Raw genomic sequence first — 24,293 nt, 5'->3', positions numbered from 1 at the left:
CCTCTTAAGAATGAGGGGGTGCGCTCACGCGCACTCATTGATAGCCGTCTCGATCCAGGTAGGCAGATTTGCTTTGATGACCCCGTAGGCGTCATTTGAGCTTGGATCGTACACCTTAGGTGTATAGACGGTTCCGTTGGCCCGCTTCAGAGTCAAGGTGCTGAAGGGATTAGTTCCATATACCCCGATGCCAGCGTTCGGGCATTTGAGGTTATGGATACGAATACCTAGCACTGGAATACCGAGCTCCCAAGCCCTCATGATTTCGTATCGCACCCACTTACGGCTCGCGGTTTCCGCTCCGATCAAAACCACCAGACAGGTCTTACGTTGGAGATTCTCGGTGATCCAACGCTTCACTCCCTCATCCGAACGCTTGATTTCTTCCCAGCGGTTTGGGCTGACCGGTTCATCTCCATCGATAACACCCATATTACGAATCTGCTGGACGCGCAATACATCCTTGCCAAAATGAAAGCTGTAAAAAATATTACGTTTCATGGTTCACGCCCCCTCCAGTTTCTTGACGATTCTGAGCACTGTATCCTCGATAGCTTTGGCACCAGTCGAACGATCGTTTAGTTTCTTCAATTCATCAGCCAGCCAAAGATCTTCAGGCACATATGTAGCGGGGTCTGCAATCACCTTCTCGGCCAATTCCTTCGCCATATAGCCAGTCACGCCAATAGGTACCGGAACGACGCCCTGGGCAACGGCGATGTCAAATTCCTTTTGGACACCCCCGGCGTTTTCGATGCCGTTTTGGCCAACCTTATTGCCAAAGACAAACAACGCAATGCCTGACAGCGAGATCATGCGCTCGCGGTACTGTTGCCATAACACCCCCAAATCCTGGCCTTGCGATGCCACTTGGGGAAACGGCCTCATGACCAACTGATCTTCTGAATACTTCTCTGGATTTGAGTAGATGGCGTCCAAGGCACCGTTGATCACGGCGCTTCCGACCCCCCAACCAAATCCATTCACCACCCGGTAACCGGCTCGAACGAGGCTGGATGAGAGTGTGTGGATGAAGTTCAGCGCATCATTCTTTTCCCAATCACCGTATTCTTCCGCGCTACCCGCAATAAAGATAGTTTTCTTGAGGAACTGCTCCTCAATGGCTCTCAGAATCTTGGGGATGTCGTCGTACTCCTCGACCAGGAGCGTTTGGATTCCAAAACGCTTTAGGTCTTGGATGTGCAATTCCTGCTTGCGCCGGCGGTAGCGGACTGCCTCAGCATCTTCCTTTTCATACGGAGTGGAGGGCTCGCGGCGCAAGAAGCAGTAGTGCTCCCGCCGCGCATGCGGTGGCACGTGCAGTCGACTCAATACATAGTCAAGGTTCGGATCGGTGAAGCTGAAGCCAATGAACAGGAAGGTCTTGGAGATCAAATCACCGCTCAAAGCGGTGACAAATGCTTCATGCGTCTTGTAGTACTGCTCGTACTGAGATTTATGAAGAATGGCTTGGTTGGGAGACAGGGCATCGCCGTGCATTTTGTAAACCACGGCATCACGTTTCGGCCGCGTGGTCAAAAGGTCAGAAACCTGATGCTTTACATCCGGAACCCGCTGATTTTTACGCAGCGTGCCTTCAATAAGCTGGTCGTAGTTGGTCGTCCAGTATGTTCTGATCGGCAACCGGGCCAGAATTTGGTGCGATTGCGAGGGCTCCGCATGCTCGGAGAACTCATCAATGATGCGACGCGCCAGTCCACCTGATCCGCTGCGCTCGTTAACGTGAAACTGGGCGAGCGAGACCAAGTCGTGCTCTTTGTCAACCGAAAGCCCTAGTTCTTCCGCCACTTCTCGCATCAGCTCTGGCCAGTTCACATAGCCGCTGTCCCGAGAAAGCCCGGCCCCCGCGAAGACTGCGGCAACACCCTCATTCAAATCCCGAACGTACCGACGAATAAAAATTTCAATTTCTGCTGAAAACTTTTTCCGCATACAAGCGTCTTCCTTAGATACTCGCCAGCAAACAATCTGCGGCGGTCTAAGAACACGACGCAGTCTAGAGCCACTGAACGGCTCGCTAATTAAAGCTACGCCAATATCTCTGAATATAGCTGTGCGACTAAAGTCGCCTTGAAATTATCAAAAAAAATAGATCTCAAAAAACCGATTGCTGTAGTATCAAATTGGGCAAATCCATCTTTTAGACACGGATTCCAATTGGATTAATCTAGAGGACTTCGCATTCCTCCAGCCGACATTTATTCCCCTAGTTTTATATTAGTGAACGTATTGTTAATTTTGTTAGTCAAGGTTGACGCGGGTAACCGAACACAGATCACGCGAAGAGGGGATTGCCGGGATGAGCTTCGGCTCAATTTGAGCCTAAAAGGGGGCGCGGCTGTATCCGTCAGGCTGAGCTGCTTGCGCCCGACAGGCCCAGTTCTTCAGCCGGAATCTGAGCTCCGATGAGCGCAATCTTTGACGCGCTGGTCGGCGTAAACAACGAGATTAGGACAACTCGGTAGCTCAGACTATTGACTATTAGGTTACGATCTTCTTGTCGGATGCGCAGGCCCGCCAAAACCTCATTACTCACAAGTTATTCCCGTCAGGAAGATCTCGACGGCGGTGGCAACTCTCTCCTCCACATCGCGCTCCGTGACTGGCAGCCCAGCGATAGTTCGGAAATTCAGATAGGCTATCGATGAATCGCAGAAAACCGCGACGCTGATGCGGGATGATGACGTCACCAGACGGTCACCCTCCTCCCGCTGCTCCAGCAACTCCTGCAAAGTCTCATACCCGGAGTCAGTCAAAAAGGCATTTCGGGCGTGGCCACCAAGTCGAGCAAGCCACGACGAGGCGACTGAAACGCTCACAACTAAACAGCATGGGTGCCCCTGTTAACCACTTTTATTAACTGTTAACCGCTGTGGTTTACAGATCAAAAAGTAGGTTTACACCCTCAAATGTTTCGACGCAGCCGAACGGAATTCCCACTGGGATCGAAGATGTGATGCCCCTGATTCAAGAGTGTGGGATTTCTGAGCTAGACGGCTGTGGCTATGAGGACTTCTCCCAGAAGTGCTTCGAGGTCACAAGTAGCCTGCAGGAGCCTCTCCAAGAACTGCTTGCCGTTCCTTTGTTCTACACTTTGGGATATGTACAGGAAGACGGAAAAGGGCCCATCTTTCACACGGAGGTAGCGGAACTGAAACGGTTGATTAGGAACAAGCAGCCACTCGGACATATCAATCTACATGCCCGGCTTACGTTGCCAACTTATGAAGTCTTGGATTTCACACTGCTAACAACGCTCGGCACCTTGCTCGACATGCCTTACCTCAAAGGTCGAGCGGTCGCAGGACACCCTGCCGACTTTCCGGGGCACCTGAGCTATTATCCGTAACTTGTAGGAGATGAGTATCTAATCCAGAGTGGGCTCTCGCAGCGGGTCATATTTTTCACTTGAAGACGTTTGAACTGGGGGCTCCATTTCTCGTGTGTACTTCGCAGTCACCCCGCAGGTGCTTGCCATTTCTCAACGTAGCCAAGAAACTCTTCATGTGACTTACGCACGGTTTTCCAGCTGCTTATGTCGGCAAGCTTGTCTCTTGTCTTAGCCGTTGTGACCACAAGACGCCTCTTGGCGCGGGAAATACCCACGAAGAAAGTGCATCGAACCTCATGGGTGTCATTGCCCCAATAGGCCTCTTTCTCCAGACCTAGCAATATGACCGAATCAAACTCAAGGCCCTTGCTCTTGTGAACGGTCAGGATGCGAATTGACTGGTCATCAGACAGCTGGGCAAGGGCCTTGTGCAGGTCAGGCTCCTGGTCTAGTGCAGCATCAATATGCTTCTTGAGATCACGGATGACCTCCTTCAAACGATCACGCGACTCGTAATCATGGGAAAGGCCCGTCAGCAGGCTCACACCCACCATGGACAGAAACTCTTTTAGTAGCGTCCACCTCTGGGCATAGTTTTTTGCGGCGAGATCTTCGGCAGCAGTCTTGCGTGCTTCCTTGATGAACCTGTTCCAATCGTTTCGCACGGAGCCCCCATAGTCGTCATCATCGGCTGGAATGATCCGCCTCAACAACCGCGTCCAGGCTTTTGGCTCCCGCGAACCATAAAGGCACAGCAGGAAGTCCACGACGACCAAGGCAATGGGCTCGGTGGTGATGTCCTGCATTTGATTTTCGTTGCGATAGGCGATACCCAGCCCATCAAGCGCAGAGGTCAATCGGACGGTGTAGGCCTCAGGATAACTCCTGACCAACACCGCAATTTCGGAGGGTGCCACACCCTCGACGTTGATCCAAGTGTTGATCTGATGGGCAAGACTGAAGGCCTCGTCGGTGCAGTCCTTGAAAGATTGAAGCAGGATCTCACCGCCCTCGCCACCCAAAAGCTCTGCGGGCATTTCAGAACCGGGATCGAGCACTTTGATGAGGTCGTTCTGCAGCCTAAGAAGCTGAGGTTGAGAGCGAAAATTGCGGTAGATGTTTAGATGATTGGCTGCAAAATCCGCTTCAAACTTTCCGAATATGCCGTCAAGCGCGCCGGCCCAGCCCATGATTTTCTGTTTCACATCCCCGACCGCAGTGATCCGGCGCGCCGTACCACCAAAAATCTTGCTGACCAGCGCGTACTGCTCGTCCGTGCAGTCCTGAAACTCATCGAGAAACACATCACTGTAGGTTTGCCTGATGGCATTAGCTGCCATGGGATAGACGTCGAGGATCTTCAGAGCCAACGGGATCAGAAGTCCGAACTCGGTCTGGACAGGGTGCGCCTTCCCTTTGGGCACCACTCGAAAACCCGCGTCTAGCGCATCGTCGCCGGTGAGAACAGGCCGAAATCGTTCGATAATTCGCTTCGCGAAGCCATGGAATGTGTAGCTGTCGAACCGGCTGGCGTAGTCGGGCCCGCATCGCCGCCATACCCGCTCTTTGAGGTTATTGCTCGCATCCACCTTGAAGGCAATGGCCAATATCCTCCTTGGATAACGGCATGCCCCCGTGGTCAGCAGAAAGTCAGCACGCTGGGCAAGCAGCTCAGACTTACCGGCGCCCGGGCCTGCAGTCAACGCCACGCACCGTTTGACCTCCCTGACCGCTACCTCCGCATTTGGCTCCAAAATAATGCCTTCGGAGGGTTTCCAATTTTCCGGAGAGGTCATTCCGAAAGCCCTTCGATCTTGGCGATGACGAAGTCTGCTAGACGATTAAGAGATGCGGGCATCTTGGTTATCAACTGATCGTCAGTAAGCTTGGAAAGCGCTTCGATATGCGACTTGGGCTTGCTATCGAGCTTGAAGCGCTTGTGGTAGGCGACAAAGTGCTTTCGCTCGATCAATGAGTATTGGAAACGATCGTGATGACTATCGCCCAGCACGGACTTGGTTTGGCTCAGTTTCGGAACAACCAGATCTTCAGAGGCTACCCCGTACGCAGCGGGATAAGCCCTAAGCATGGAAAAATCCAGATCCATTGGCGCTGAAAAAAATACGCCCAGCGGCTCCAAATTCGCTATGCAGGATTTGTATTTCGGATCCTTCTCAATCTGCAGAAGTTTGTGGGTCTGATCATTCCATGCAGGTAGATTTTTGAGCTCATCGTCAGTCAGGTAAAGATCGCCTGGGCGATGCTTTTTCATCTCTGTCGCGACGTATTTGATGCGTCCCCATCCCCCACCGAAGCGCGCCACATCCAAATCCAAGAGGGTGACGTAAGGGATCTTGAGGCCACTGAGTAGCCTCCAGAAGTGGTTGATATGACGACCACCTAGCGGGGCAATGGTAATAGCTGCCTCATCGACTTCGAGCTTCTTTGCTGCGAGCAGCCGGGGCAGGACTATTTCCTCACTGTCGCCCTCCCCCAAGATCACCAGGCGAGAAAAATAAACCTCTGGATAGGCCTGCACTGCCTCCCTCACAAACTTGTATGCCTCGCCCTTCTCATTCGGTGGCATCAGTATCTTCGTCACCACGGTGCAGCGCGACTCGTCCAACCTCAGATACCTAACGGCTGAAGGTTCTACGCGGCGAAGCATCGAAGGCGCATGTGTCGCAATCAGAGCTTGGGAATCGGCGTATTTGGCGTCACCGACCAACCCTTTGAGGGATGACACAATTCGCCCCAGATAATGAGGCGACAGGCTGTTCTCTGGCTCTTCCAGGGCAACGATGGTGAACACCGCAGGGCGAAGTTTCTCAGCGTCAAAGGAGTCGTCATTGCCATGCAGCACCGCTCGCCCGACAGCCTGGGACGACAAAACCAGCGAGAGGTAAAGCATCGACTTTTGGCCATCGCTGAGTCTTGAAAAATCGACCAACTGCTCGCCATGACCAGGGGAGAACGACACCGAAAGATGACGCAACAGCGACTCAATTTCGTTGGCCATGAATGTAACGCTAGGCTGCGTGAAAAACTGTCCCTTGTGGAGCTCTTTCCAAGTCTTGGTCAAGCCGGCACTGAGGCTGAGCACTGATTCATTTTGAGTCAGGCTCTGGGAAATATCCGTAGTGAGCTGCTGGATCGTCTCGCGCTGCTCAGTCCAGTTCACAGCTCGAAGCAAACGCCCGAGCAAGGCGTTTGCACCATAGGCGATGTGGTCAGCCGGATCCCGGCGAGCTGGAAGGTAGTGAACCTGAATAAAGTTTCGCTCGTCTCTGGGCACCGGGGCGATGTCGACCGGAACGTCATCTTCATCAACATCTAAAACGTACACAAGGCTTTGCTCGATTTCATCGTCAATGCCAATCGTTGCATCCAGACGATACCTCACGCGGGGCACACCATCAGGGGTATCAAGGCGCATATGCCCAAAATGACTAGGAATTGTCGGGTGTTCGTTCTCGTCGTCACTAAGCTCGGGGAAGATGAACTCAACCTCAATCCAAAGCGCTCGCTGATCTGGAGCCTCTACTTCATCGTGCGGGACGAAGAAATCCGATTTACGCAATCGCCGCTGATTGGGGTCAAACGAAAAGAGACGACAAAGCGCTTGGAGAGTCGCTGTTTTGCCGGAGCCGTTGGGCCCGATCAGAAATGTGAGGTCGGCCAAATCAACGGTGACTGGTTCCGCACCAAACGACTGAAAACCACAGATGCGAACAAACTGAAGCTTCAAATTAGAATCCTTTCCTTGTGGGGCCAGCGGTGCGGGAGGAACTACGCTCCAGTCGCAATCAGACGCTCAATCGATCCAGCGGGACATTGCGAGCGCGATCGCGCAAGTAGTACAGATACGATTGAGCACATACAGCGGCCAATGGCCCCGAGGCCATTACGACGGCTCGGGGGCTTTTTCTTTGTGGGACATGACAAAAGTTCGTCTGCCGCTAAGCGTATGCGAGCATCTGGCGGATCTTGCGCCCCCAGGTTTTATCGTGGATGAAACGTTGATGGTCGTGATCGCCATTAATGATCTCGTCCTTGGTCAGGGTCGATAGGACTTCCCAATCCTCACCAAACTTATAGGTGGCGTTATCCAAATGTGAGCTCTCAAGGAGATAAATCCCACGCTTGGAAAAACCAAAGACGAAGTAGCCTTGATATCCCCCTCGGCCCGTCGCGAAGAAATCAGGCTCGAACCGAGTGATCTCTCTGATCCTGTGTTCGATCACTCCCTGCTCTGACGCCCGCAGACCGGCCAGATAGGGTTTTACGATGGCTTCAGCGCTCTTCCAAGGGTATTTCCCAGGGGGGAGCAAATCCCACTGCAACTGTCGTGCGTGCACCTTAGCGATACGCTGACGCTCAACGTCGAAGATTTCAAATTCCTGGAAAAACTCGAGCATGAGGTTGGCCAGGTGAACAAGCGCTGCGGGCGGCTCATCGACTTCCACCCGGCGAGTCACGATGTACTCCTTCCCATCGATGACGCCGAGAGAAAGATGCTCCATGGGCGGGCGAACAAAGTCGACGGGATACACATCCATTGTTCGAATTTGCACACCGCTGTGCTCTTGACCATGCCAGTCTTTCCAGCTCCGGTATTGCGGGACTGATTTTTTGATTAGCGGGAGATCTCGCCGTTTAATCTCCTTGCCGCGAGCATTGAATTCGCTGATTTTTCCAATCACCGAAGGAAGGATCGAATCACCGTCTTTTTCGAGGTGAGCAATCGCCAGCCGCGCCTGAACGACTGGATCGACTTTGTCTCGCTCAATCACAAACAGCATCTCGCGAGCACCATGCGAGTGCGCGATGATTCTGTTGACGCTGTTGATTGACTTGCCTATGACCATTGCTTTCGTCCTCGCCATCCGTGAGAGAAGCCAAAGGTAGCATACTGCCAGCAGAACTGAAGTGGCTGAGCGGTTGGCCCAATATCGTCTGTATCATGCTCAAACTTCGCATTGGTCACCCCAATCCTTTCGCACGTGCTCCCGGACTTAACAAACTCCGTTATACACAGCGATGCACTTAGGCTGGCCGATTGCCGAAAAAATAAAAACTGGAGAAGGTTCATCCGATGTACGGACGCGATATCGATCTGAACGAAGAGGGTCATTCAGATGGCATCACCTCGTAGTCGAAAATGATGCATCAGTAGACATGAGGGATCCCGTCATTCTGCATAAGCGCTTGACCAGGAGGGACGGTGTCAATTTCAAGAAACCCAGGAAATCTTGCAAAACCTATCGCGCTAGAAACCTCGCCACTCCAGCACTCACGCCTCGCTTATCACTGGGGCCAGAGCAAAAATCTTTCGGTCAACGCTCGAATAGTCGCTTCTTATTTTTCAGCTGGATTCGTCGGAGCTGAATGTTCTGGCATTAGCTTAGGCTGGGATATCGGCTCGCTAATTGTTGGTGGCGGGTTTGCAGGTACGGGCGCTGAAATAGGGGGCGCCAGAGTTGCTACCGGCGATGCCAAAGGAGGCGTGGCGTAAAGGAAGGCGAAGACTGCAATACCCATCGCTGCAGCCCCGAGCATCGTAAGACCTTGGTAACTGATCCTGAAAAAAAAGCTCTCGGCCTGTTCAATAGGATCGCCGACCATCTTCTTGTATTCGGACTCCGAGAGGAAACGATACAGTTTCGATTGCCAATCCTGGCGTAACTGCCGCTGAATATTTATGAATTTACGACCCGACATCACGTTCAGCGTCGTGTAGCCGAATGCAACCGCCATCACGAGTGAAATAAGGTATGGGTTGATCTGCAGAGTTAGTCGCGCAGCGATCAAGCCCAGGCCCACAGTCAGCGCTGTCGAAATCGCTGCGATCGCCTGACGGGTCGCATCTGTCGCTTTGGAAGTTTCTTCAGTGACTGCCTTGCGAAGGTCTCCTAGGGATTTGAGGGTATCCTTGGTGATCTCCGAGACAGCCATCTGATAGGCGATCTTTCCGCAATCCAGCGCCGCAGAAAGGTTATCTCTGAAGTACTGAAGTGCCTCTCCATCCGCCCTACCCGATCGAGCGATCTCAGCAGACAGCAGGATGTGCTTCACTTCGGCTTCGCGCGCATTGTCGAACACCCAAACCGCAGCGTCCTGTACAACCTTGAAGTCGTTCAGCGTGATCTGCGGGGCGCCATTGATCGCTTTCGGGAGTGTGAGGTTTAGCTTAGGTGGCCCTCTGAAACTGAGCTTGCTCCCGGTCGCATCAATCTCGTTCGCGAAACACCGGCTTAGGGCGTCAAAGGCTTTGGTTGCCCAGACAATGTGCAGCGGGTCAGTCTCATCGAGCTCATGACCATCTGCAAGCAACCAGTGGCGAACATCCTCGGGCACGGTGCGGACGTCGGCTGACTCTTTTACTAAAAGCCGGGGCGACTTTGTCGCTTGAGATTCGACATAGGGCTCGTCTAAGCCCCAGTCGCTATACGCGCGAGCACGAGTGTTGAAGGGCTTCTGCAGTCCCAGGATGTGCCATCGTGATGCGGAATGACCGTTGTCGAGGAAAGCCTTAAACCCTGCCTCTGTGGCTATGTACAAAGCCGCAGTCTGATCGTGCTGCTCTGGTAACGGTTTTAAGAGCTCCGCACGAAATGGCCCGAAAGCCTCATCCCCCTCTTCAACCTCGGTTTCGCCACCGGCGCTGTCGTACGTGGTGATCGACCAGGCGGCAGAGGCAACTTGAACGATCGACCGAGCAGCATCAGCAGACAGGTTAGACACGATAAGGGCTGCATTACCCTCAGTGATCAGCGCCTGACCTTTACGCGATAGGTCGTTAAGTAGGTTGGCCAGCTTTTGGTGTGACAACGCTGTCCTCCGTGACTCTGTCGGTATCCACGATGATTTGCACCTTGCCCCCTTCCAGCTCCACGACCTTTACGTTCGGGTTTTCAGCCCTGTCGGGGAATAGGATGGTGACGCCTTCGGTCGTAACGATCTTGCGCATATACGGCTGCCGGAGGATCTTGCGATCAGGCTTGAAGCTGAGCTCATGCAACTTGCTTTTTCTAACGCGCGTGCGAGTCTCTTTCTCAAGGCGACCAGCAATCTTGTCATCCCCTGGGTGACCAGCAGCCAGCATCACCGCCTCCACGATCGCATCTTCATCGATCAGAGCCCGATTCCCAAGGCTTGCTTGTGCTTTCTTTAGGGCCTTGGCCACATTTTTGCCAGGAAGGTGCTCGATACAGGCTTGAAGCGCCCCTTTGAGCACTTTACGGGTAAGCTCGCTCAACTCCGTGTCGGAGACATCCCTAGTCACCGACAGAAAGTCGGTGAAGTAATCTGCCAGATCTACGCCATGCTTCGTACGATCAGTGGCCGAAACATTCTTGTCTGCAACACCATTAACCACACGGACGAGCGCCGTCTTCTGGATAGCTTTCTTTTCGTCTACCAAGGCGTTCACGATTCGGCGCAGCTTATTGCCCGGAGCTCCGTCGTTTTGCTCCAGCGCCAGCTTGTAGTCGTACTTGATCAAGCTATAGATCTTCACGCTGGGGTCTTTGACCGACAGCTCGAACATCAACAACACCCCGTCAGCACTACCGAGGACGTGAGCCCGATTGAAGCTAGCAGCCAGGCTCTGAGCACCTATCACAAACGACGTGGCCCCGACTGCAATCGCTTCAATTTCATTCCGCGTCGTGGAGACAGCCTTGAACATGAACACTGGCGCAGCAGCCATATCCACAATTTTACCGATAAAGAACGCTTCCTCCTCCAGCGCACGCTCCGGCAGTGCCTCGAAGTTCTTGGTACCCACCACGTGCAGGATCATCCGAGTGATCTTGAGTGAATCGATTTCTTCGTCCGAAAAAAAGCTCATGCAATCTCCATGTCGTAGCTCCCTCCTATACGGTAGGAGAAGTGGCTCGCCTCAGCAGGTATAGAGGCGGCAGTGCCGCATCCGTTGCAGCCTTGCAGAGGCCGAATCCATGCCCGAAAACGTAGGATTGGTAGAGATGCAGTGATCGGAGCATATACGTAAAGGCTGGCAAGCAGCCAGTATTTGGATGACGTGTCAATCACTGCCTAGATGGGGAATGAACAAGCTGCGGGGCAAACAGGCGGAGAGAATGTGAAGGCCATCGAGAAGATCAGCTCTCGAAGCAACTGAGGCTGTTTGAAAGTGATGGAGGTGAGGCGCCTGAGTTTTTGCGCTTACAAAAGCTATCAAAGCACATACCGTTCGTCGGGAAAAATCCAACCTTTTCTGACTACCGAAAATGTCAACGTTGACACGATTTTCTAGGGCTTATCGAATATAAAAAATCATATATCATATTGATTATAAAGGCTTTTTTGAAAAATAACTCAAAATGTCAATATAGGGCCCAATCGGATAAGAATGTAAACGGTGACCGCAGCAACTTCAGCTATGGCTGGTTGCCGGTACAGTCCGGCCAGTACGGATCCTGCCTGACCCAGGTCGATTTCAAGGCGAAGAAGGTCATGCCCCGCCCTTCGATTCGCGGCATGATCGCCCGCACCTATTTTTATATGAGCAAACAATACGGACTGCGATTGTCGAAGCAGGATCGGCAGTTGTACGAGGCGTGGGACAAGACTTACCCGGTACAGGACTGGGAACGTCAGCGCAACCAGAGCGTGGCGTGCGTGATGGGACGCGGCAATGAATTTGTCGGCTCGGTAAATCTGAAAGCCTGCGGCTGATCGCAGCGCGAATAAAAAAGGCCTCGAGCGTTATGCTCGAGGCCTTTTTCATGTCCGGCGTTTTACCTGGGTTGAAAGCGCTTCGCTTATGGCGTGAGCGGATGCTCAATCACCACCGATTCAATATTTTGTTTCTTGGCTTTTACCAACGCTGCATCCACCTGCACCTTGCGCGCCTCGGCCTCGGCCTGAGAGTTGAACGGACCGATCAGGATTCGTGTTTTACCGCTGCCATCCTTGACGACCGTCGGAACGAAAGCGTGCTCGATCAACCAGCCGCTCAGGTCACTGACGGCCTGAGGCGTTTCGCCACGCACTTCCAGATCCCACTGTGGCGCGGCAGCCGCCGGCGCAGTTGCAACCTTCGTCTCGGGCTTCGGCGCATCTACATTTTTGCCTTCACCGCAGCCTGCCAATGCCAGTGCCGCTACCAGCCAAACCAATTTGCGCACAACGCTGTCCTCGGAATTCGTAAAGCGGCGATCTTATCATTCATAAATACTTCGCGAGCCCCGCAAAATGGGCACAAAACAACGAGAATGATGATTGCAGCCTCTGTATAGTTACGCCCTGGGAATTAATGCCGCATCTGCGCGTCAGAAAGAGGCACCCAAACCGTGAGACTTCGCACTAATCTATAGATACCACCGACCTCTGCACTGTCTGAATCAGGTGCCCTACAAAGCAATCAAGGAGAAGACCATGCTGATACTCACCCGCAAAGTCGGTGAAAGCATAAACATTGGTGATGACATCACGATCACCATCCTCGGAGTCAGCGGCCAACAGGTTCGCATCGGCATCAACGCTCCGAAAAACGTGGCAGTGCACCGTGAAGAAATTTACCAACGCATCCAGGCTGGCCTGACCGCTCCGGACAAGCCGCAAACGCCCTGAGCCACACTGCATCACGTAGCCAGTCCCTTTGCCGCCGCGCAAGACTGGCTAAAGATTCACGCGCCGTTTAGCCATCCGCATTTCCCCCCGCTGGGCACGGCGCCTGAAGCATGCTGACTGTCTTGATTTGCCCCCTCTAACTCCCTTGCGCCGATATTACCTTTCACTCCTGGAGCTGGCTGTCGGACGTTTCCGATACAGAGCGGAGAATTTCGCCCTCTAAGCGAATATCACCCCACGAGCCATGCCTGTGGCCGCGACCATCATCAAAACCAGAAGCAGCGCTTCAACGTGACTGATCCGCGCGTACAACCTCGCCCGTCCGGTATCAAGCGCTGCGCCGCGCGAGGATGCGATGCGCCATTTGATCAGGGTTATCATCGGTGCAAGCTCCATGAGAAGGATCAGCACAAACAGCGTCATCTTTAGATGAAACAGTGGCTGATGCAGGTAATAGTCAGAGCCCTTCTCGTAACCGCCAAACGCACGCATCCCGCCCGTGACCAGCAGTGTCAAAGCCGCAAGTCCCCACAGGTTATCCGCGAGCAGAACCCGCGTAACGTGTTCATTACCCGCTGCGAGCTGGCTGAACGCTCTGCCGCGCGTCAGCACCGCCCAGACAGCCAGGGCAAACGCGAATAGATGAACAGCCGCAAGAACCCACTGACTCAGCATCGACGCACTCCCTTACAAAGAGTTGAATATCGGCCAGTCAGTAGTAGACGAAAAAGCGGGGCCTCGCCTGGAGGTCAGGGAGGGACAGGAGCCAAATGCCAAATCGCAGGCAAAAAAAATCCCAAGCAGCTGATGGAAGCTTGGGATTTAAAAATGCATAAACCGTGGTGGTGAACGCGGAATGGATGTTACTTAAATTCACAATCACCAACAAGGTTTTTTCGATAGCCGGTTGCAGGAAAAAAGCTGTAAGCCTTTAAATATGCAGGCGTTTTTCCACGACGGATCGGAAGCGGAGCGCACCAGAATGGCGCTTGATCGTTTTGCGGAAACACTAATGAGGCGGAATTGAACAAAGCGAGGCGAGATTACCAGAAGCAAGCGTTGCGCAAATCCCAGACAACAAAAAAGGGCTCACCTTTCGGTGAGCCCTTTCAGACCGCCCAGCAGAGCGGATTTTGTTTGGTAGGCGCGATTGGACTCGAACCAACGACCCCCACCATGTCAAGGTGGTGCTCTAACCAACTGAGCTACGTGCCTGCTGTGAGGCGGCATTCTACGGAATTCCGGAGGGGTGTCAACACCTTTTTTTCACCTAACCCTATGAATATGCAAAATATTTAATTTCGGCTTAGCAACGAAGATTTCCGGTGGCTGGCGGAGGTTTTTCAACTCGGGTAGGATCGACGCACTCGTAAAATATATTAAACAGAGGCGGCAGGATGGCGAACACCCAGAGTCTTATTACGCCGCGTCGGCCACTGCCGTACCGCCACGTCCTGTGCTGCAGGATGATGTGGAGACGGACGTCTGTGTGATCGGTGCCGGGTATACCGGGCTGTCTTCCGCCTTGTTCCTGCTGGAGAACGGTTTTCGCGTAACCGTACTGGAAGCCGCCAAGGTCGGTTTCGGTGCCTCGGGGCGCAATGGTGGGCAGATCGTCAACAGCTACAGCCGCGACATTGATGTCATCGAGCGCAGCGTCGGCCCCAGGCAAGCGCAACTGCTCGGTGAAATGGCCTTTGAAGGCGGCCGGATCATTCGCGAGCGCGTGGCGAAATACAACATCCAGTGCGACCTGAAGGACGGCGGTGTGTTCGCCGCCCTCTCCGCCAAACAGATGGGTCACCTTGAATCGCAGAAACGCCTGTGGGAACGCTTCGGACACACGCAGCTGGAGCTGATGGACCAACGCCGCATCCGCGAAGTCGTCGGTTGCGATCAATACGTTGGTGGCATGCTCGATATGAGTGGCGGCCACATCCATCCGCTGAATCTGGCGCTCGGTGAAGCGGCGGCGGTCGAGTCTCTCGGCGGCACCATCTACGAGCAATCTCCCGCCGTGCGCATCGAGCGCGGCGCCAATCCGGTCGTGCATACGCCGCAAGGCAAGGTCAGGGCCAGGTTCATCATCGTTGCTGGCAATGCCTACCTCGGTAATCTGGTGCCGGAACTGGCGGCCAAATCAATGCCGTGTGGCACTCAGGTGATCACCACCGAGCCTTTGGGCGATGAGCTGGCGAAGGCGCTTTTGCCGCAGGATTACTGCGTGGAGGACTGCAACTATCTCCTCGACTACTATCGCCTGACCGCCGACAAGCGCTTGATCTTCGGCGGCGGCGTGGTTTATGGCGCTCGCGATCCGGCGAACATCGAGGCGATCATTCGCCCGAAGATGCTCAAGGCTTTCCCTCAACTCAAGAACGTCAAGATCGATTACGCCTGGACCGGCAACTTCCTGCTGACCCTGTCCCGCCTGCCGCAGGTCGGACGCTTGGGCGACAACATCTATTACTCGCAGGGTTGCAGCGGTCACGGTGTCACCTACACGCACTTAGCGGGCAAGGTCCTCGCCGAAGCGTTGCGCGGTCAGGCCGAGCGTTTCGATGCCTTTGCCGACCTGCCGCACTACCCCTTCCCCGGCGGGCAACTGCTGCGCACACCGTTTGCCGCGCTGGGCGCGTGGTACTACGGGCTGCGCGATAAATTCGGGAGGTAAAAAAGGGCCGCGTAGTGCGGCCCTTTTCATTTACACACGGAACTCAGAGCTGATCCCGAGCAATTCCGCTGCGAATCCTCAGGATATCCGCGAGCACCGCCAAAGCGATTTCCGCCGGCGTCTTGCTGCCGAGGTTCAGGCCGATCGGCGCGTGAATCCGCGCCAGCTCCACCTCCCCCAGACCGCCAATGCGGCGTAAGCGCTCGAAGCGTTTCTGCGATGTTTGCAGAGACCCCATTACACCGATGTAGAACGCCTCGGTGCGCACCGCTTCCATCATCGCCAGATCGTCGATACGCGGATCGTGGGTCAGCGCCACCACCGCGGTGTCGCGATGAGAGCCACCGTCGGCAATGAACACCGAAGGCAACTGCCGACGGATCTCCACGCCATCGAGCACGACACCTTCGAGCACTTCATCGCGCGGATCGCAGAGAATCACTTCGAAGCCAAGCCCTACCGCGAACCCGGCACAGGCCTGAGCCACACTGGAATAGCCAGCGAGCAACAAGCGCTGTGCTGCGCCGATACGAATGCGCACCCGGTCGATCTCACGCTCGATCCGCGCGCCCTGCTCACGGTCAGCAAACAGAGTACGCGCACCGCTGGTCAGATCGACTTCGCGAAGCAGACGACGCTGCCCCAGCAGCGCCGATTCCAGTTCACGCAGATGCGCCTGCACCTCGCAGTCGGCGTCAAGTTTCTCTACCAACACATCGAGAATGCCACCACAAGGCAGGCTGACCCGCGATCGTGGATCGTTGCCTTCGCCGTAGCGCACGACGCTGACCGCCTCGAGAAACGCACCTTCGGCGACGCGCTGAAGAAAATCCTCCTCGACGCAACCTCCCGACAGCGAGCCGATCCACTGCCCGCCGTCGTTCACCGCCAGCAGCGAACCCGGCGCGCGCGGTGCCGAGCCGTAAGTGCTCAGCACCGTGCACAGCCAGATTCGCTGCCCGGCCACCGACCATTCCAGCGCCCGGCGCACCACTTGCAGATCGAGATGCTGCATATCAGTGGGCCTTGTGCTCGACGCTCGGCGCGTCGGCTTGCAGCTTCTGCACGTCACTCACCGCCAGCTCACCACTCTGACCACCCCAGCCTTGACGCAGGTAGTTGAGCAGATCGGTCAGTTGCTCAGGACTGAGCTTGTCGGCGAAACCCGGCATCGGCTGCATGTGCTCGAACCCGGAGAACTTCTGTTCGCCAATGCCATCTTCGATCACTCGCAACAGGTTACGCGGATCGTCCAGACGCAACGTGGTGTTACCGCGCATGGCCACTGCGATGTGCGGCTTGCCCTCACCGCCAGCCGCGTGGCAACCGGCGCAGACGTTGAGGTATTCCTGACGGCCGCGCTGGGCACTCGGGCTGAGCTTGTCCAGCGGCACTTCGACGAGCTCTTTGGCTGCCGGCGGTTGTTCGCCAAGCAGGAACGTCGCCATTGCCGCCAGATCAGCATCGCTCAAACCCTGAGTGCTGTTGTGAAACACCGGGAACATTTCGTTGAACATCGTTCCTTGCGCGCTCATGCCGTGCTTGAGAAACGTGCTCAGATCCTGCTGATTCCAGCCGCGCGCGGCCAGGTCAGTGGCCAACAGGCTCGGCGCCAGATAACCATTGAGGATGCCTCCGGTCATGCGCTTGTCCATTTGCATCGCGCCGGGCAGGCCGCGTGGCGTGTGACATTCACCGCAGTGACCGAGGACATCGACCATATATTGGCCGCGCTTCCAAGCCTCACTTTTGCCTTCGGCGGGCTCAAGCTTGACGTCTTTGCCATAGAGCATGTTCCAGCCGGTCAGGCCCAGACGCACGTTGAACGGAAAGCTCAGGCTGGTTACCGGTGCTGCGCGTTCGATCGGCGCGATGGTTTTCAGATACGCGTGAATCGCGTCGGAATCGGCGCGCGGCATCAGGTGATACGAGGTGTACGGCATCGCCGGATAGAGATTGGCGCCGTCGCGACGCTTGCCTTCGGTCAAGGCAGCGAAGAACTCGTCATCGCTGTACAGACCGATGCCGTGCTCTTTGCTCGGGGTGATGTTGGTGCCGTAGATCGTGCCGAATGGCGAAACGATCGGCAGGCCGCCGGCATAGGGCGCGCCACCCGGTGCGGTGTGGCACGCCATGCAATCGGCGGCGCGAGCGAGGTATTCGCCGCGCTTGACCTGATCGTCGGCGTGGGCAAAAAACGCTGGCGCAGCGACGCCAACCGCTAGGGCCATGCGGGTCAGTAAACGCTTCATGCTCAACCCTCCTTGACCAGGCCGAGATCGCTCAGCACGTTGCGCGTGGCGTTGTAATAACGCACGTACCCGGTGCAGCGGCAGACGTGGTGGCCAAGACTGTCCTCGATCACCTGTTCAAGCTGACTTTTGACGATCGGCTGACGTTGCAGCTTCTCGACCAACACCGTCGCGGCGTTGACGAAGCCTGGCGCGCAGTAGCTGCACTGGAAGGCGAACTCGTCGACGAAGCGCTGCTGGATCGGGTTCAGCTCAGTGACTTGGCCCTGCTCGTCGCGTTTGGCGTGGCCTTCGATCGTACGGACTTTCTTGCCCTCGAAGTAATGCGCGCCGGTAATGCAGGTGCGCACCTCTTCGCTGGTGCCGTCGGGGTTATCGACGATCACCACGCAGGCGTGGCAGATGCCCTGGCCGCAGCCCAGACGCGAGCCGGTGAGGTTTTTGTATTCGTGCAGGTAGTCGATCATCGGCAGGTCATCAGGGATGTCCACCGGACCGACGGATTGACCATTGAGGGTCAGTTGAAGCGGACGGTTAGCCATTGAGGGCCTCCTTGATGCGCGCAGCGGTGATAGGCAGGTCACGAACACGGTTACCGATGGCATGCGCCACGGCGTTACCGATGGCACCGACGATCGGGATCATCACCACTTCGGCGATGCCTTTGGACGGATCGCTCGGCGACAGCGGCGGCAGGATTTCCGCGGTCTGCTTCCACACCGCAACGTGACGAGCCATCGGCAGACGGTAACGGTTGAAGTTCCAGTCACCCTCCCCCGGACCGCCTTCATACAACGGCATCTCTTCCATCAGCGCATGACCAATACCCATGGCGATGCCACCTTCGAGCTGGCCCTTGACCAATTCTTCCACCAGCACGCGGCCGCACTCGATCCACGAATGGTGATTGAGCACTTCGACTTCCGCCGAGCCTTTGTTGACCTTCAGCTCGACCAGAGTGGCGACCGGGCTGTAATAGGTCACGGCGGCGTTGTTCAACTGCACCACCGGGTAATTGACGTTCTGCCGATCGAGCAGGTGGAAGCCAGCGCTGTTCATCTGCGCCTTCTTCGCTTGCGGCGCGCCATCACCGTACTTCACCGCCAGACCGTCGAGCGGCAGGCGCTCGCGCACGCCGTCGATGCTGTACTCGGCCTCGGCCCAGCTCCAGCGGTTGAAACCATGCACCGTGGCGCCCGTCACCAGACCGCGTTCGTGGGCGCGTTTGGCCAGTTCCTCGAAGCTCAGCGGCTGCATGCCGTTGGCGGTCAGCTTGCCGTCGACCCAATGCGCATCTTCCCGGCGCACTACGTAAGGGTTGGCCTGGCCGCCGTACGGACCCTGGCGCCAGATCTCCAGTGCCGCCGGCCATAAACCGTGGTTGAACAGCACGCGCGCCGCTTCCCGGGTTGCATGGCTGAAGTAATAGGCGGAGTTGGTCGCCGACGACGCTGAGGCCAGCTTGCCGACCCAGCGCGGGTTGCGCAGCAGATTGTCCTGCTCGGCCTGGCTCATGATGTACGGGTTGCCGCTGGTGATCAGCTGCATTTCCTGCCATTCGGTTTCGCCGGTCTTCACATCGTGCGCCGGGCTGCCGAGGAAATCGGCGACGACCAAGGCTTGCGAAGTGGACATGCCGGTGCCGATTTCGATACCGATGTGGCGCAGGGTGATGCGCCCGTCCGCGGTGAATTCGATGCTGGCCATCGGCGCTTCGGAGCCGGTGCCGAAGTCTTTCTGGCAGATGGCGAAACCGACGCCGTACCAGTTATCCGGGTCGGCCGCTTCACGTTGCTGCTTGATCGTGTCGCGGTTTTTCCAGACCTCGTGCACCGAGGCCTTGTCGAGAATTTCGTGCAGACGCAACGCACCGGCCGGAATCGCACCCTGGGTGTTTTTCATGCCGGAACGCAACGCATTTCTGCGGCGCAAATCGATCGCGTCGACACCCAGACGATTGGCGATCTCGTCGACCATCATTTCGGTCGCCGCCATGCTTTGCAGGGTGCCGTAACCACGCATCGAACCTGCCTCTACCGCCCGCGAGTGATACGCGGTGACTTGCAGATCGTTCTGTGGCATGTAGTAGATCGACTGCGCTGCGGTGGCGCCCACTGCTGCCACAGATGGGCTGTAATTGACCCGGCCACCGCCGTCGACGCTCATCTCGGCGCGGAAAATCTTGAAGGTGTAGTCGTTCTTGTCCACGGCCAACTGGTAGCGGATGTCGAACGGGTGACGCTTGATGCCGCTCTGGAACTGCTCGTAGCGGTCGTTGGCCAGACGCACCGGCACACCGCCGCCGTACAGCACGGCCAAGGCTGCGTAGTAGACAAAAATGTTGTGGTCTTTGGAGCCATAGCCAACGGTATAGCCTGGGTGCATGTTCAGGTTGGCCAGGCCGAAACGCGACGGCCCGATCATTTTCGCAGTCTCGGTCGCGACTTCCAGCGGGCACTGCGTCGCCACGACGAAATGCAGGGTTTTGGTTTTCGGGTCGTACCAGCCGTTGCCGTTATCGGGCTCGAGTGCGGCCGGTTCGATCGACGGCGTTTTGTAGCGCTCATCGAACACCAGCCAGTTGTCTGGCGGCGTGTCGATCTCCTGCTTCATGCGGTCGGCGTAGAACAGCCCGCGCTCGGTGAGGTTGCCGTGCAGGTTCGGCGAGGCATTCCACACCGGACGGCGGTTCTTCAGCATCGGGAACAGGATCGAATCCTTCAGGCTGGCGAATTCGTCTTCGTCCGCCGAGGTCGCGCCGCCGACGCGCACGTAGCGGAAGCTGCCGTAGGGATCGCCTTCGTAGAACGGCACTTTGGCGCCGTAACGAATCGCTTTGTCATTGAATTTCAGTTGGTTCTTGGCCTGACGAAAACGCTCGAAATCGTTCCAGATCAGGATGGCCACCGGGTGACCGATGAACATCGGCACTTTGCCTTCGGGAAGCAATGGATCGGGAGCGTGCTCTTCGGGGAAGACGATGCCGTCCTTGTCCAGATCGGCAGCGGTGACGATGCGATCCGGCTGCAGCTCGGCGCCGAGCCACGACAGGTCGTAGCCTGCATAGATGCGGTCGGCCTTGATGGTTTTCAGCAGCATCGCGTGGCCCTGTTGCTCAGGCCAGCCGGGCATGTCCTTGGCACGGATGTCACGGGCGAAGACTTTGCTGCCGCAGACCTTGGACAGGGCGTCGTTGCGTTGCCGCGCCTTGCCATTGTTGCCGAGCCATTTCTCGGACGGCACGGTGACGCTGTTTTCCATCAAGGCAGCCAGCGCCTGACTGCTGAGCGGCGTAAGCGTAACGCTCACACCCGCCACCAGCCCGCCCTGGAGGAACGAGCGCCGGGATATTTCACGGTTGGACATGGATCATCCTCTGGGCGGTTATAGGTCCGCCCTTGTGGTTATCTACTGGGGATCTCGAGTCGTGCAGAAGCTCTTTCTGGCGAAGCAAAGAGCTGTGTTGACAGTGCAAAGCTGACCGAAAGGTTAACTTTAAAGGTTTCCGCGCCCGCAGCAAACAACCAGTTACAAAAACCTGACTAAATAATCAAAAAAATCAATGCGACGTGGGATCGCAGCAATTTGGTTTGGAATCAAATCCTTGTAGGAGTGAGCCTGCTCGCGATGGCGGTGTGTCAGTTGCGGATACCGGCGACTGGAATATAGCTATCGCGAGCAGGCTCACTCCTACGGAAGGATTTGTGCAGGAGTTCGAGAGAGGGATAGCCAAATTTCAGACACAAAAAACCCCGGTCTTTCGACCAGGGTCTTTGCTATCGATCCGATTCAGCCTGTGGCTGGTTTCGGCGCTTCAAGGCGTTCAGTGGTCCTTGAGGCAGATATGGCGCAGCGGACGGGACTCGAACCCGCGACCCCCGGCGTGACAGGCCGGTATTCTAACCGACTGAACTACCGCTGCGTATCGCTTTGAGCTTGCGCTCAAGTAACTCGTGTTGATCGCAGGCTTCGGTGCCTGGCAATCGCGAATCAGATAAATCTGACTCGTAAAATATGGCGCAGCGGACGGGACTCGAACCCGCGACCCCCGGCGTGACAGGCCGGTATTCTAACCGACTGAACTACCGCTGCGCGTCGGTGCAGGCACTTTCAGCCTACTCTCTTGCTTGCGCAAGCTTCTCGGGAGTGGTGGGTGATGACGGGATCGAACCGCCGACATTCTGCTTGTAAGGCAGACGCTCTCCCAGCTGAGCTAATCACCCGTTTGCATCTCCGAGGCCGCGAAATTTACGCAGGTGGCGAAGCTAAGTCAATAGCAGGATTGGAGTTTTTCTGAAAAAGACAAAATTGCTTCATTCCTGAAGAAGCCATCGACCCATAGACCGCATTCGCGAGCAGGCTCGCTCCCACAGGACGCGGCTTCGCTTGTTATTCGCTGTAGATCATCTTTTTCGTCATACCGCCATCGACGACGAATTCCTGGCCGGTGACAAACCCGGCATTGCGCGACAGCAGCCAAGCGACCATCGCCGCCACGTCCTCGACGGTCCCCACCCTGCCCGCCGGATGCTGAGCATGATCGGCGTCGGCCAATGGTTCGGCGCGACGCACCGAGGGATCACGCGCATCGATCCAGCCCGGGCTGACAGCATTCACACGAATTTCCGGCCCGAGGCTGATTGCCAGCGCATGGGTCAGCGCCAGCAACCCGCCCTTGCTTGCAGCGTAAGCCTCGGTATCCGGTTCCGACTGCGCGGCGCGGGTCGAGGCCAGATTGACGATCGAACCGTTGTGCGCACGCAGATAGGGCGCACAGTGCTTGGCGAGCAACATCGGCCCGCTCAGGTTCACCGCCAGCACCCGATTCCAATAGGCAAGATCAAGGCTTTCCAGGGTGATGTTGTGCGGATCGGCCACCGCTGCGTTGCAGACCAGGGCATCCAGGCGACCGAACTGCCCCAGCACCTCGGCCACGCCCAGCGCGACCTGATTTTCGTCTGCGACGTCCATGGCGATGAACCAGGCGTTCTCGCCGAGCACCTTCGCCACTTTCGAACCACGCGCCCGATCGAGATCGGTCAGCACCACCTGCCAGCCTTCGCTGATCAGCCAGGCGGCGATGCCCAGACCGATCCCGCGTGCAGCGCCGGTGACCAGCGCCACGCGGCCATGGGTACTGGCCGCCGGTGTGGACAACTCGATCACAATGCCGCCAGACCGCGCGCCAGATCAGCTTGCAGGTCAGCCACATCCTCCAGACCGACCGCGACGCGGATAAGGCTGTCGCGAATGCCTGCTGCTTCACGCTCATGGGGCGCCAGACGGCCGTGGGAGGTGGTGCTCGGATGGGTGATAGTGGTTTTGCTGTCGCCGAGGTTGGCAGTGATCGAAATCAACCGCGTGGCATCGATAAAGCGCCACGCGCCCTCTTTGCCGCCCTTGACCTCGAAGCTGACCACGGCACCGAAGCCCTTCTGCTGGCGCTGAGCCAACTCGTGCTGCGGATGGCTCTTGAGACCGGCGTAATGGACTTTCTCGATGCCGTCCTGCTGCTCCAGCCATTCGGCCAGCGCCTGGGCGTTGGCGCAGTGAGCTTTCATGCGCAGGTTCAGCGTCTCGAGACCTTTGAGGAAGATCCACGCGTTGAACGGGCTGAGGGTCGGCCCGGCGGTCCGCAGGAAACCGACCACTTCCTTCATCTGTTCGCCGCGACCGGCGACAACGCCGCCCATGCAACGGCCCTGACCGTCGATGAACTTGGTCGCCGAGTGCACGACAATGTCCGCGCCGAGCTTCAGCGGCTGTTGCAGCGCCGGGGTGCAGAAGCAATTGTCGACCACCAGTTGTGCGCCCTTGGCATGGGCGATTTCTGCCAGCGCGGCGATATCCACCAGCTCGGCCAACGGGTTGGACGGCGACTCGACGAAAAGCAGTCTGGTGTTGGATTTGATCGCCGCATCCCATGCCGACAGATCGGCCAGCGGCACGTAATCAACTTCGACGCCGAAGCGTTTGAAGTACTTTTCGAACAGGCTGATGGTCGAGCCGAACACACTGCGCGACACCAGCACATGATCGCCAGCACTGCACAGACTCATCACCACCGCCATGATCGCGGCCATGCCGGTTGCCGTGGCGACGGCTTGCTCGGCGCCCTCCAGCGCGGCGATGCGCTCTTCGAACGCGCGCACGGTCGGGTTGGTGTAACGCGAATAAACGTTGCCCGGCACTTCGCCGGCAAACCGCGCCGCCGCATCGGCAGCGGTGCGGAACACGTAGCTGGAGGTGAAGAACATCGGATCACCGTGCTCGCCTTCCGGCGTGCGGTGCTGACCGGCACGGACGGCCAGGGTATCGAACGCTACGCCTTCGAGGTCGCTGTCCAGCCGACCGGCATCCCATTCCTGACTCATGCTGTCTCTCCTTGCTGTGTTCTCGAAAAAATGTCAGATACAAA

General features: G+C 56.5%; 18 protein-coding genes, 4 tRNA genes and 1 pseudogene. 4 read left to right on the top strand and 19 right to left on the bottom strand.

All coding sequences use genetic code 11. The features are described from left to right. Positions 1 to 24: 24 nt before the first annotated feature. Positions 25 to 501, bottom strand: a complete 477-nt coding sequence (locus LIS66_RS09645) for a TIR domain-containing protein (RefSeq protein ID WP_227974095.1) — start codon at positions 499 to 501, stop codon at positions 25 to 27. Between the two features lie 3 nt (positions 502 to 504). Further along, positions 505 to 1,953, bottom strand: coding sequence for an SIR2 family protein (locus LIS66_RS09640; protein ID WP_227974094.1), 1,449 nt, complete (start codon positions 1,951 to 1,953; stop codon positions 505 to 507). 1,024 nt (positions 1,954 to 2,977) lie between these two features. Here LIS66_RS09640 and LIS66_RS09635 point away from each other — a divergent pair. Beyond that, positions 2,978 to 3,370 (top strand): hypothetical protein, encoded by a 393-nt coding sequence (locus LIS66_RS09635; RefSeq protein WP_227974093.1) that lies wholly within the window; start codon positions 2,978 to 2,980, stop codon positions 3,368 to 3,370. Positions 3,371 to 3,477: 107 nt separating this feature from the next. Here the strand turns inward: LIS66_RS09635 and LIS66_RS09630 are convergent, their stop codons facing one another. The 5 genes from LIS66_RS09630 to LIS66_RS09610 all read right to left on the bottom strand — a co-directional run bounded on the left by LIS66_RS09630 (position 3,478) and on the right by LIS66_RS09610 (position 11,204). Next, a complete protein-coding gene (locus LIS66_RS09630; protein ID WP_227974092.1) occupies positions 3,478 to 5,148 on the bottom strand; it encodes a UvrD-helicase domain-containing protein in 1,671 nt (556 codons plus the stop codon). Continuing rightward, positions 5,145 to 7,100, bottom strand: coding sequence for an ATP-dependent nuclease (locus LIS66_RS09625; protein ID WP_227974091.1), 1,956 nt, complete (start codon positions 7,098 to 7,100; stop codon positions 5,145 to 5,147). The genes LIS66_RS09630 and LIS66_RS09625 overlap by 4 nt, the downstream gene beginning before the upstream one ends. A gap of 211 nt (positions 7,101 to 7,311) precedes the next feature. Next, on the bottom strand, positions 7,312 to 8,220 hold the full coding sequence (locus LIS66_RS09620; protein WP_227974090.1) for a hypothetical protein: 909 nt from the start codon (positions 8,218 to 8,220) through the stop codon (positions 7,312 to 7,314). A gap of 490 nt (positions 8,221 to 8,710) precedes the next feature. Beyond that, the gene (locus tag LIS66_RS09615; RefSeq protein ID WP_227974089.1) at positions 8,711 to 10,183 is read right to left on the bottom strand and encodes a hypothetical protein; all 1,473 of its coding nucleotides are present in this window, start codon (positions 10,181 to 10,183) and stop codon (positions 8,711 to 8,713) included. Beyond that, on the bottom strand, positions 10,152 to 11,204 hold the full coding sequence (locus LIS66_RS09610) for a hypothetical protein (protein WP_227974088.1): 1,053 nt from the start codon (positions 11,202 to 11,204) through the stop codon (positions 10,152 to 10,154). Before LIS66_RS09610 ends, LIS66_RS09615 begins: the two co-directional genes overlap by 32 nt. A gap of 524 nt (positions 11,205 to 11,728) precedes the next feature. Between LIS66_RS09610 and LIS66_RS09605 the strand changes: the two are divergent. Then, positions 11,729 to 12,052, top strand: a pseudogene (locus LIS66_RS09605) (endonuclease); the annotation flags it as partial. Between the two features lie 86 nt (positions 12,053 to 12,138). Here LIS66_RS09605 and LIS66_RS09600 read toward each other — a convergent pair. After that, a complete protein-coding gene (locus LIS66_RS09600; protein WP_083353158.1) occupies positions 12,139 to 12,504 on the bottom strand; it encodes an SPOR domain-containing protein in 366 nt (121 codons plus the stop codon). A 250-nt stretch (positions 12,505 to 12,754) separates the two neighbouring features. Between LIS66_RS09600 and csrA the strand changes: the two genes are divergently transcribed. Continuing rightward, the gene (gene csrA, locus LIS66_RS09595; RefSeq protein WP_003179932.1) at positions 12,755 to 12,949 is read left to right on the top strand and encodes a carbon storage regulator CsrA; all 195 of its coding nucleotides are present in this window, start codon (positions 12,755 to 12,757) and stop codon (positions 12,947 to 12,949) included. 219 nt (positions 12,950 to 13,168) lie between these two features. On the opposite strand, the gene LIS66_RS09590 is transcribed toward csrA, so the two are convergent. After that, positions 13,169 to 13,624 carry a DUF2214 family protein gene (locus LIS66_RS09590; protein ID WP_064363932.1) on the bottom strand — a complete coding sequence of 152 codons (456 nt, stop codon included), beginning with the start codon at positions 13,622 to 13,624 and terminating at the stop codon, positions 13,169 to 13,171. Between the two features lie 463 nt (positions 13,625 to 14,087). Next, positions 14,088 to 14,164: transfer RNA gene (locus LIS66_RS09585), tRNA-Val, on the bottom strand. A 163-nt stretch (positions 14,165 to 14,327) separates the two neighbouring features. Between LIS66_RS09585 and LIS66_RS09580 the strand changes: the two genes are divergently transcribed. Then, a complete protein-coding gene (locus tag LIS66_RS09580) occupies positions 14,328 to 15,623 on the top strand; it encodes an NAD(P)/FAD-dependent oxidoreductase (protein WP_227974498.1) in 1,296 nt (431 codons plus the stop codon). A gap of 43 nt (positions 15,624 to 15,666) precedes the next feature. Here the strand turns inward: LIS66_RS09580 and LIS66_RS09575 are convergent, their stop codons facing one another. From LIS66_RS09575 to LIS66_RS09535, 9 genes are all read right to left on the bottom strand, one after another. Then, positions 15,667 to 16,638 (bottom strand): XdhC family protein, encoded by a 972-nt coding sequence (locus tag LIS66_RS09575; protein ID WP_227974087.1) that lies wholly within the window; start codon positions 16,636 to 16,638, stop codon positions 15,667 to 15,669. Between the two features lies 1 nt (position 16,639). Beyond that, complete coding sequence (locus LIS66_RS09570; protein ID WP_227974086.1) at positions 16,640 to 17,875, bottom strand: c-type cytochrome; 1,236 nt, start codon at positions 17,873 to 17,875, stop codon at positions 16,640 to 16,642. Between the two features lie 2 nt (positions 17,876 to 17,877). Next, positions 17,878 to 18,417: a (2Fe-2S)-binding protein gene (locus LIS66_RS09565; protein WP_065615018.1), complete on the bottom strand. Its 540-nt coding sequence runs from the start codon at positions 18,415 to 18,417 to the stop codon at positions 17,878 to 17,880. Then, entirely contained in the window at positions 18,410 to 21,241 is a 2,832-nt protein-coding gene (locus LIS66_RS09560; protein WP_227974085.1) for a xanthine dehydrogenase family protein molybdopterin-binding subunit, read from the bottom strand. The genes LIS66_RS09565 and LIS66_RS09560 overlap by 8 nt, the downstream gene beginning before the upstream one ends. Positions 21,242 to 21,720: 479 nt before the next feature. Beyond that, positions 21,721 to 21,797, bottom strand: a tRNA-Asp gene (locus LIS66_RS09555). 93 nt (positions 21,798 to 21,890) lie between these two features. Beyond that, positions 21,891 to 21,967: transfer RNA gene (locus LIS66_RS09550), tRNA-Asp, on the bottom strand. A 55-nt stretch (positions 21,968 to 22,022) separates the two neighbouring features. After that, a tRNA-Val gene (locus LIS66_RS09545) sits at positions 22,023 to 22,098 on the bottom strand. 166 nt (positions 22,099 to 22,264) lie between these two features. Next, positions 22,265 to 23,041, bottom strand: a complete 777-nt coding sequence (locus LIS66_RS09540; protein ID WP_042609436.1) for an SDR family oxidoreductase — start codon at positions 23,039 to 23,041, stop codon at positions 22,265 to 22,267. Beyond that, a complete protein-coding gene (locus LIS66_RS09535; protein WP_227974084.1) occupies positions 23,038 to 24,249 on the bottom strand; it encodes an O-succinylhomoserine sulfhydrylase in 1,212 nt (403 codons plus the stop codon). Before LIS66_RS09535 ends, LIS66_RS09540 begins: the two co-directional genes overlap by 4 nt. Between the last annotated feature and the right edge of the window lie 44 nt (positions 24,250 to 24,293).

Origin of the sequence: Pseudomonas sp. HN2 (assembly GCF_020736465.1) — a bacterium.
GTDB lineage: Bacteria > Pseudomonadota > Gammaproteobacteria > Pseudomonadales > Pseudomonadaceae > Aquipseudomonas > Aquipseudomonas moraviensis_A.
Note: the sequence above shows the minus strand (reverse complement) of the source record. Positions and strands in the feature narration are given on the sequence as shown.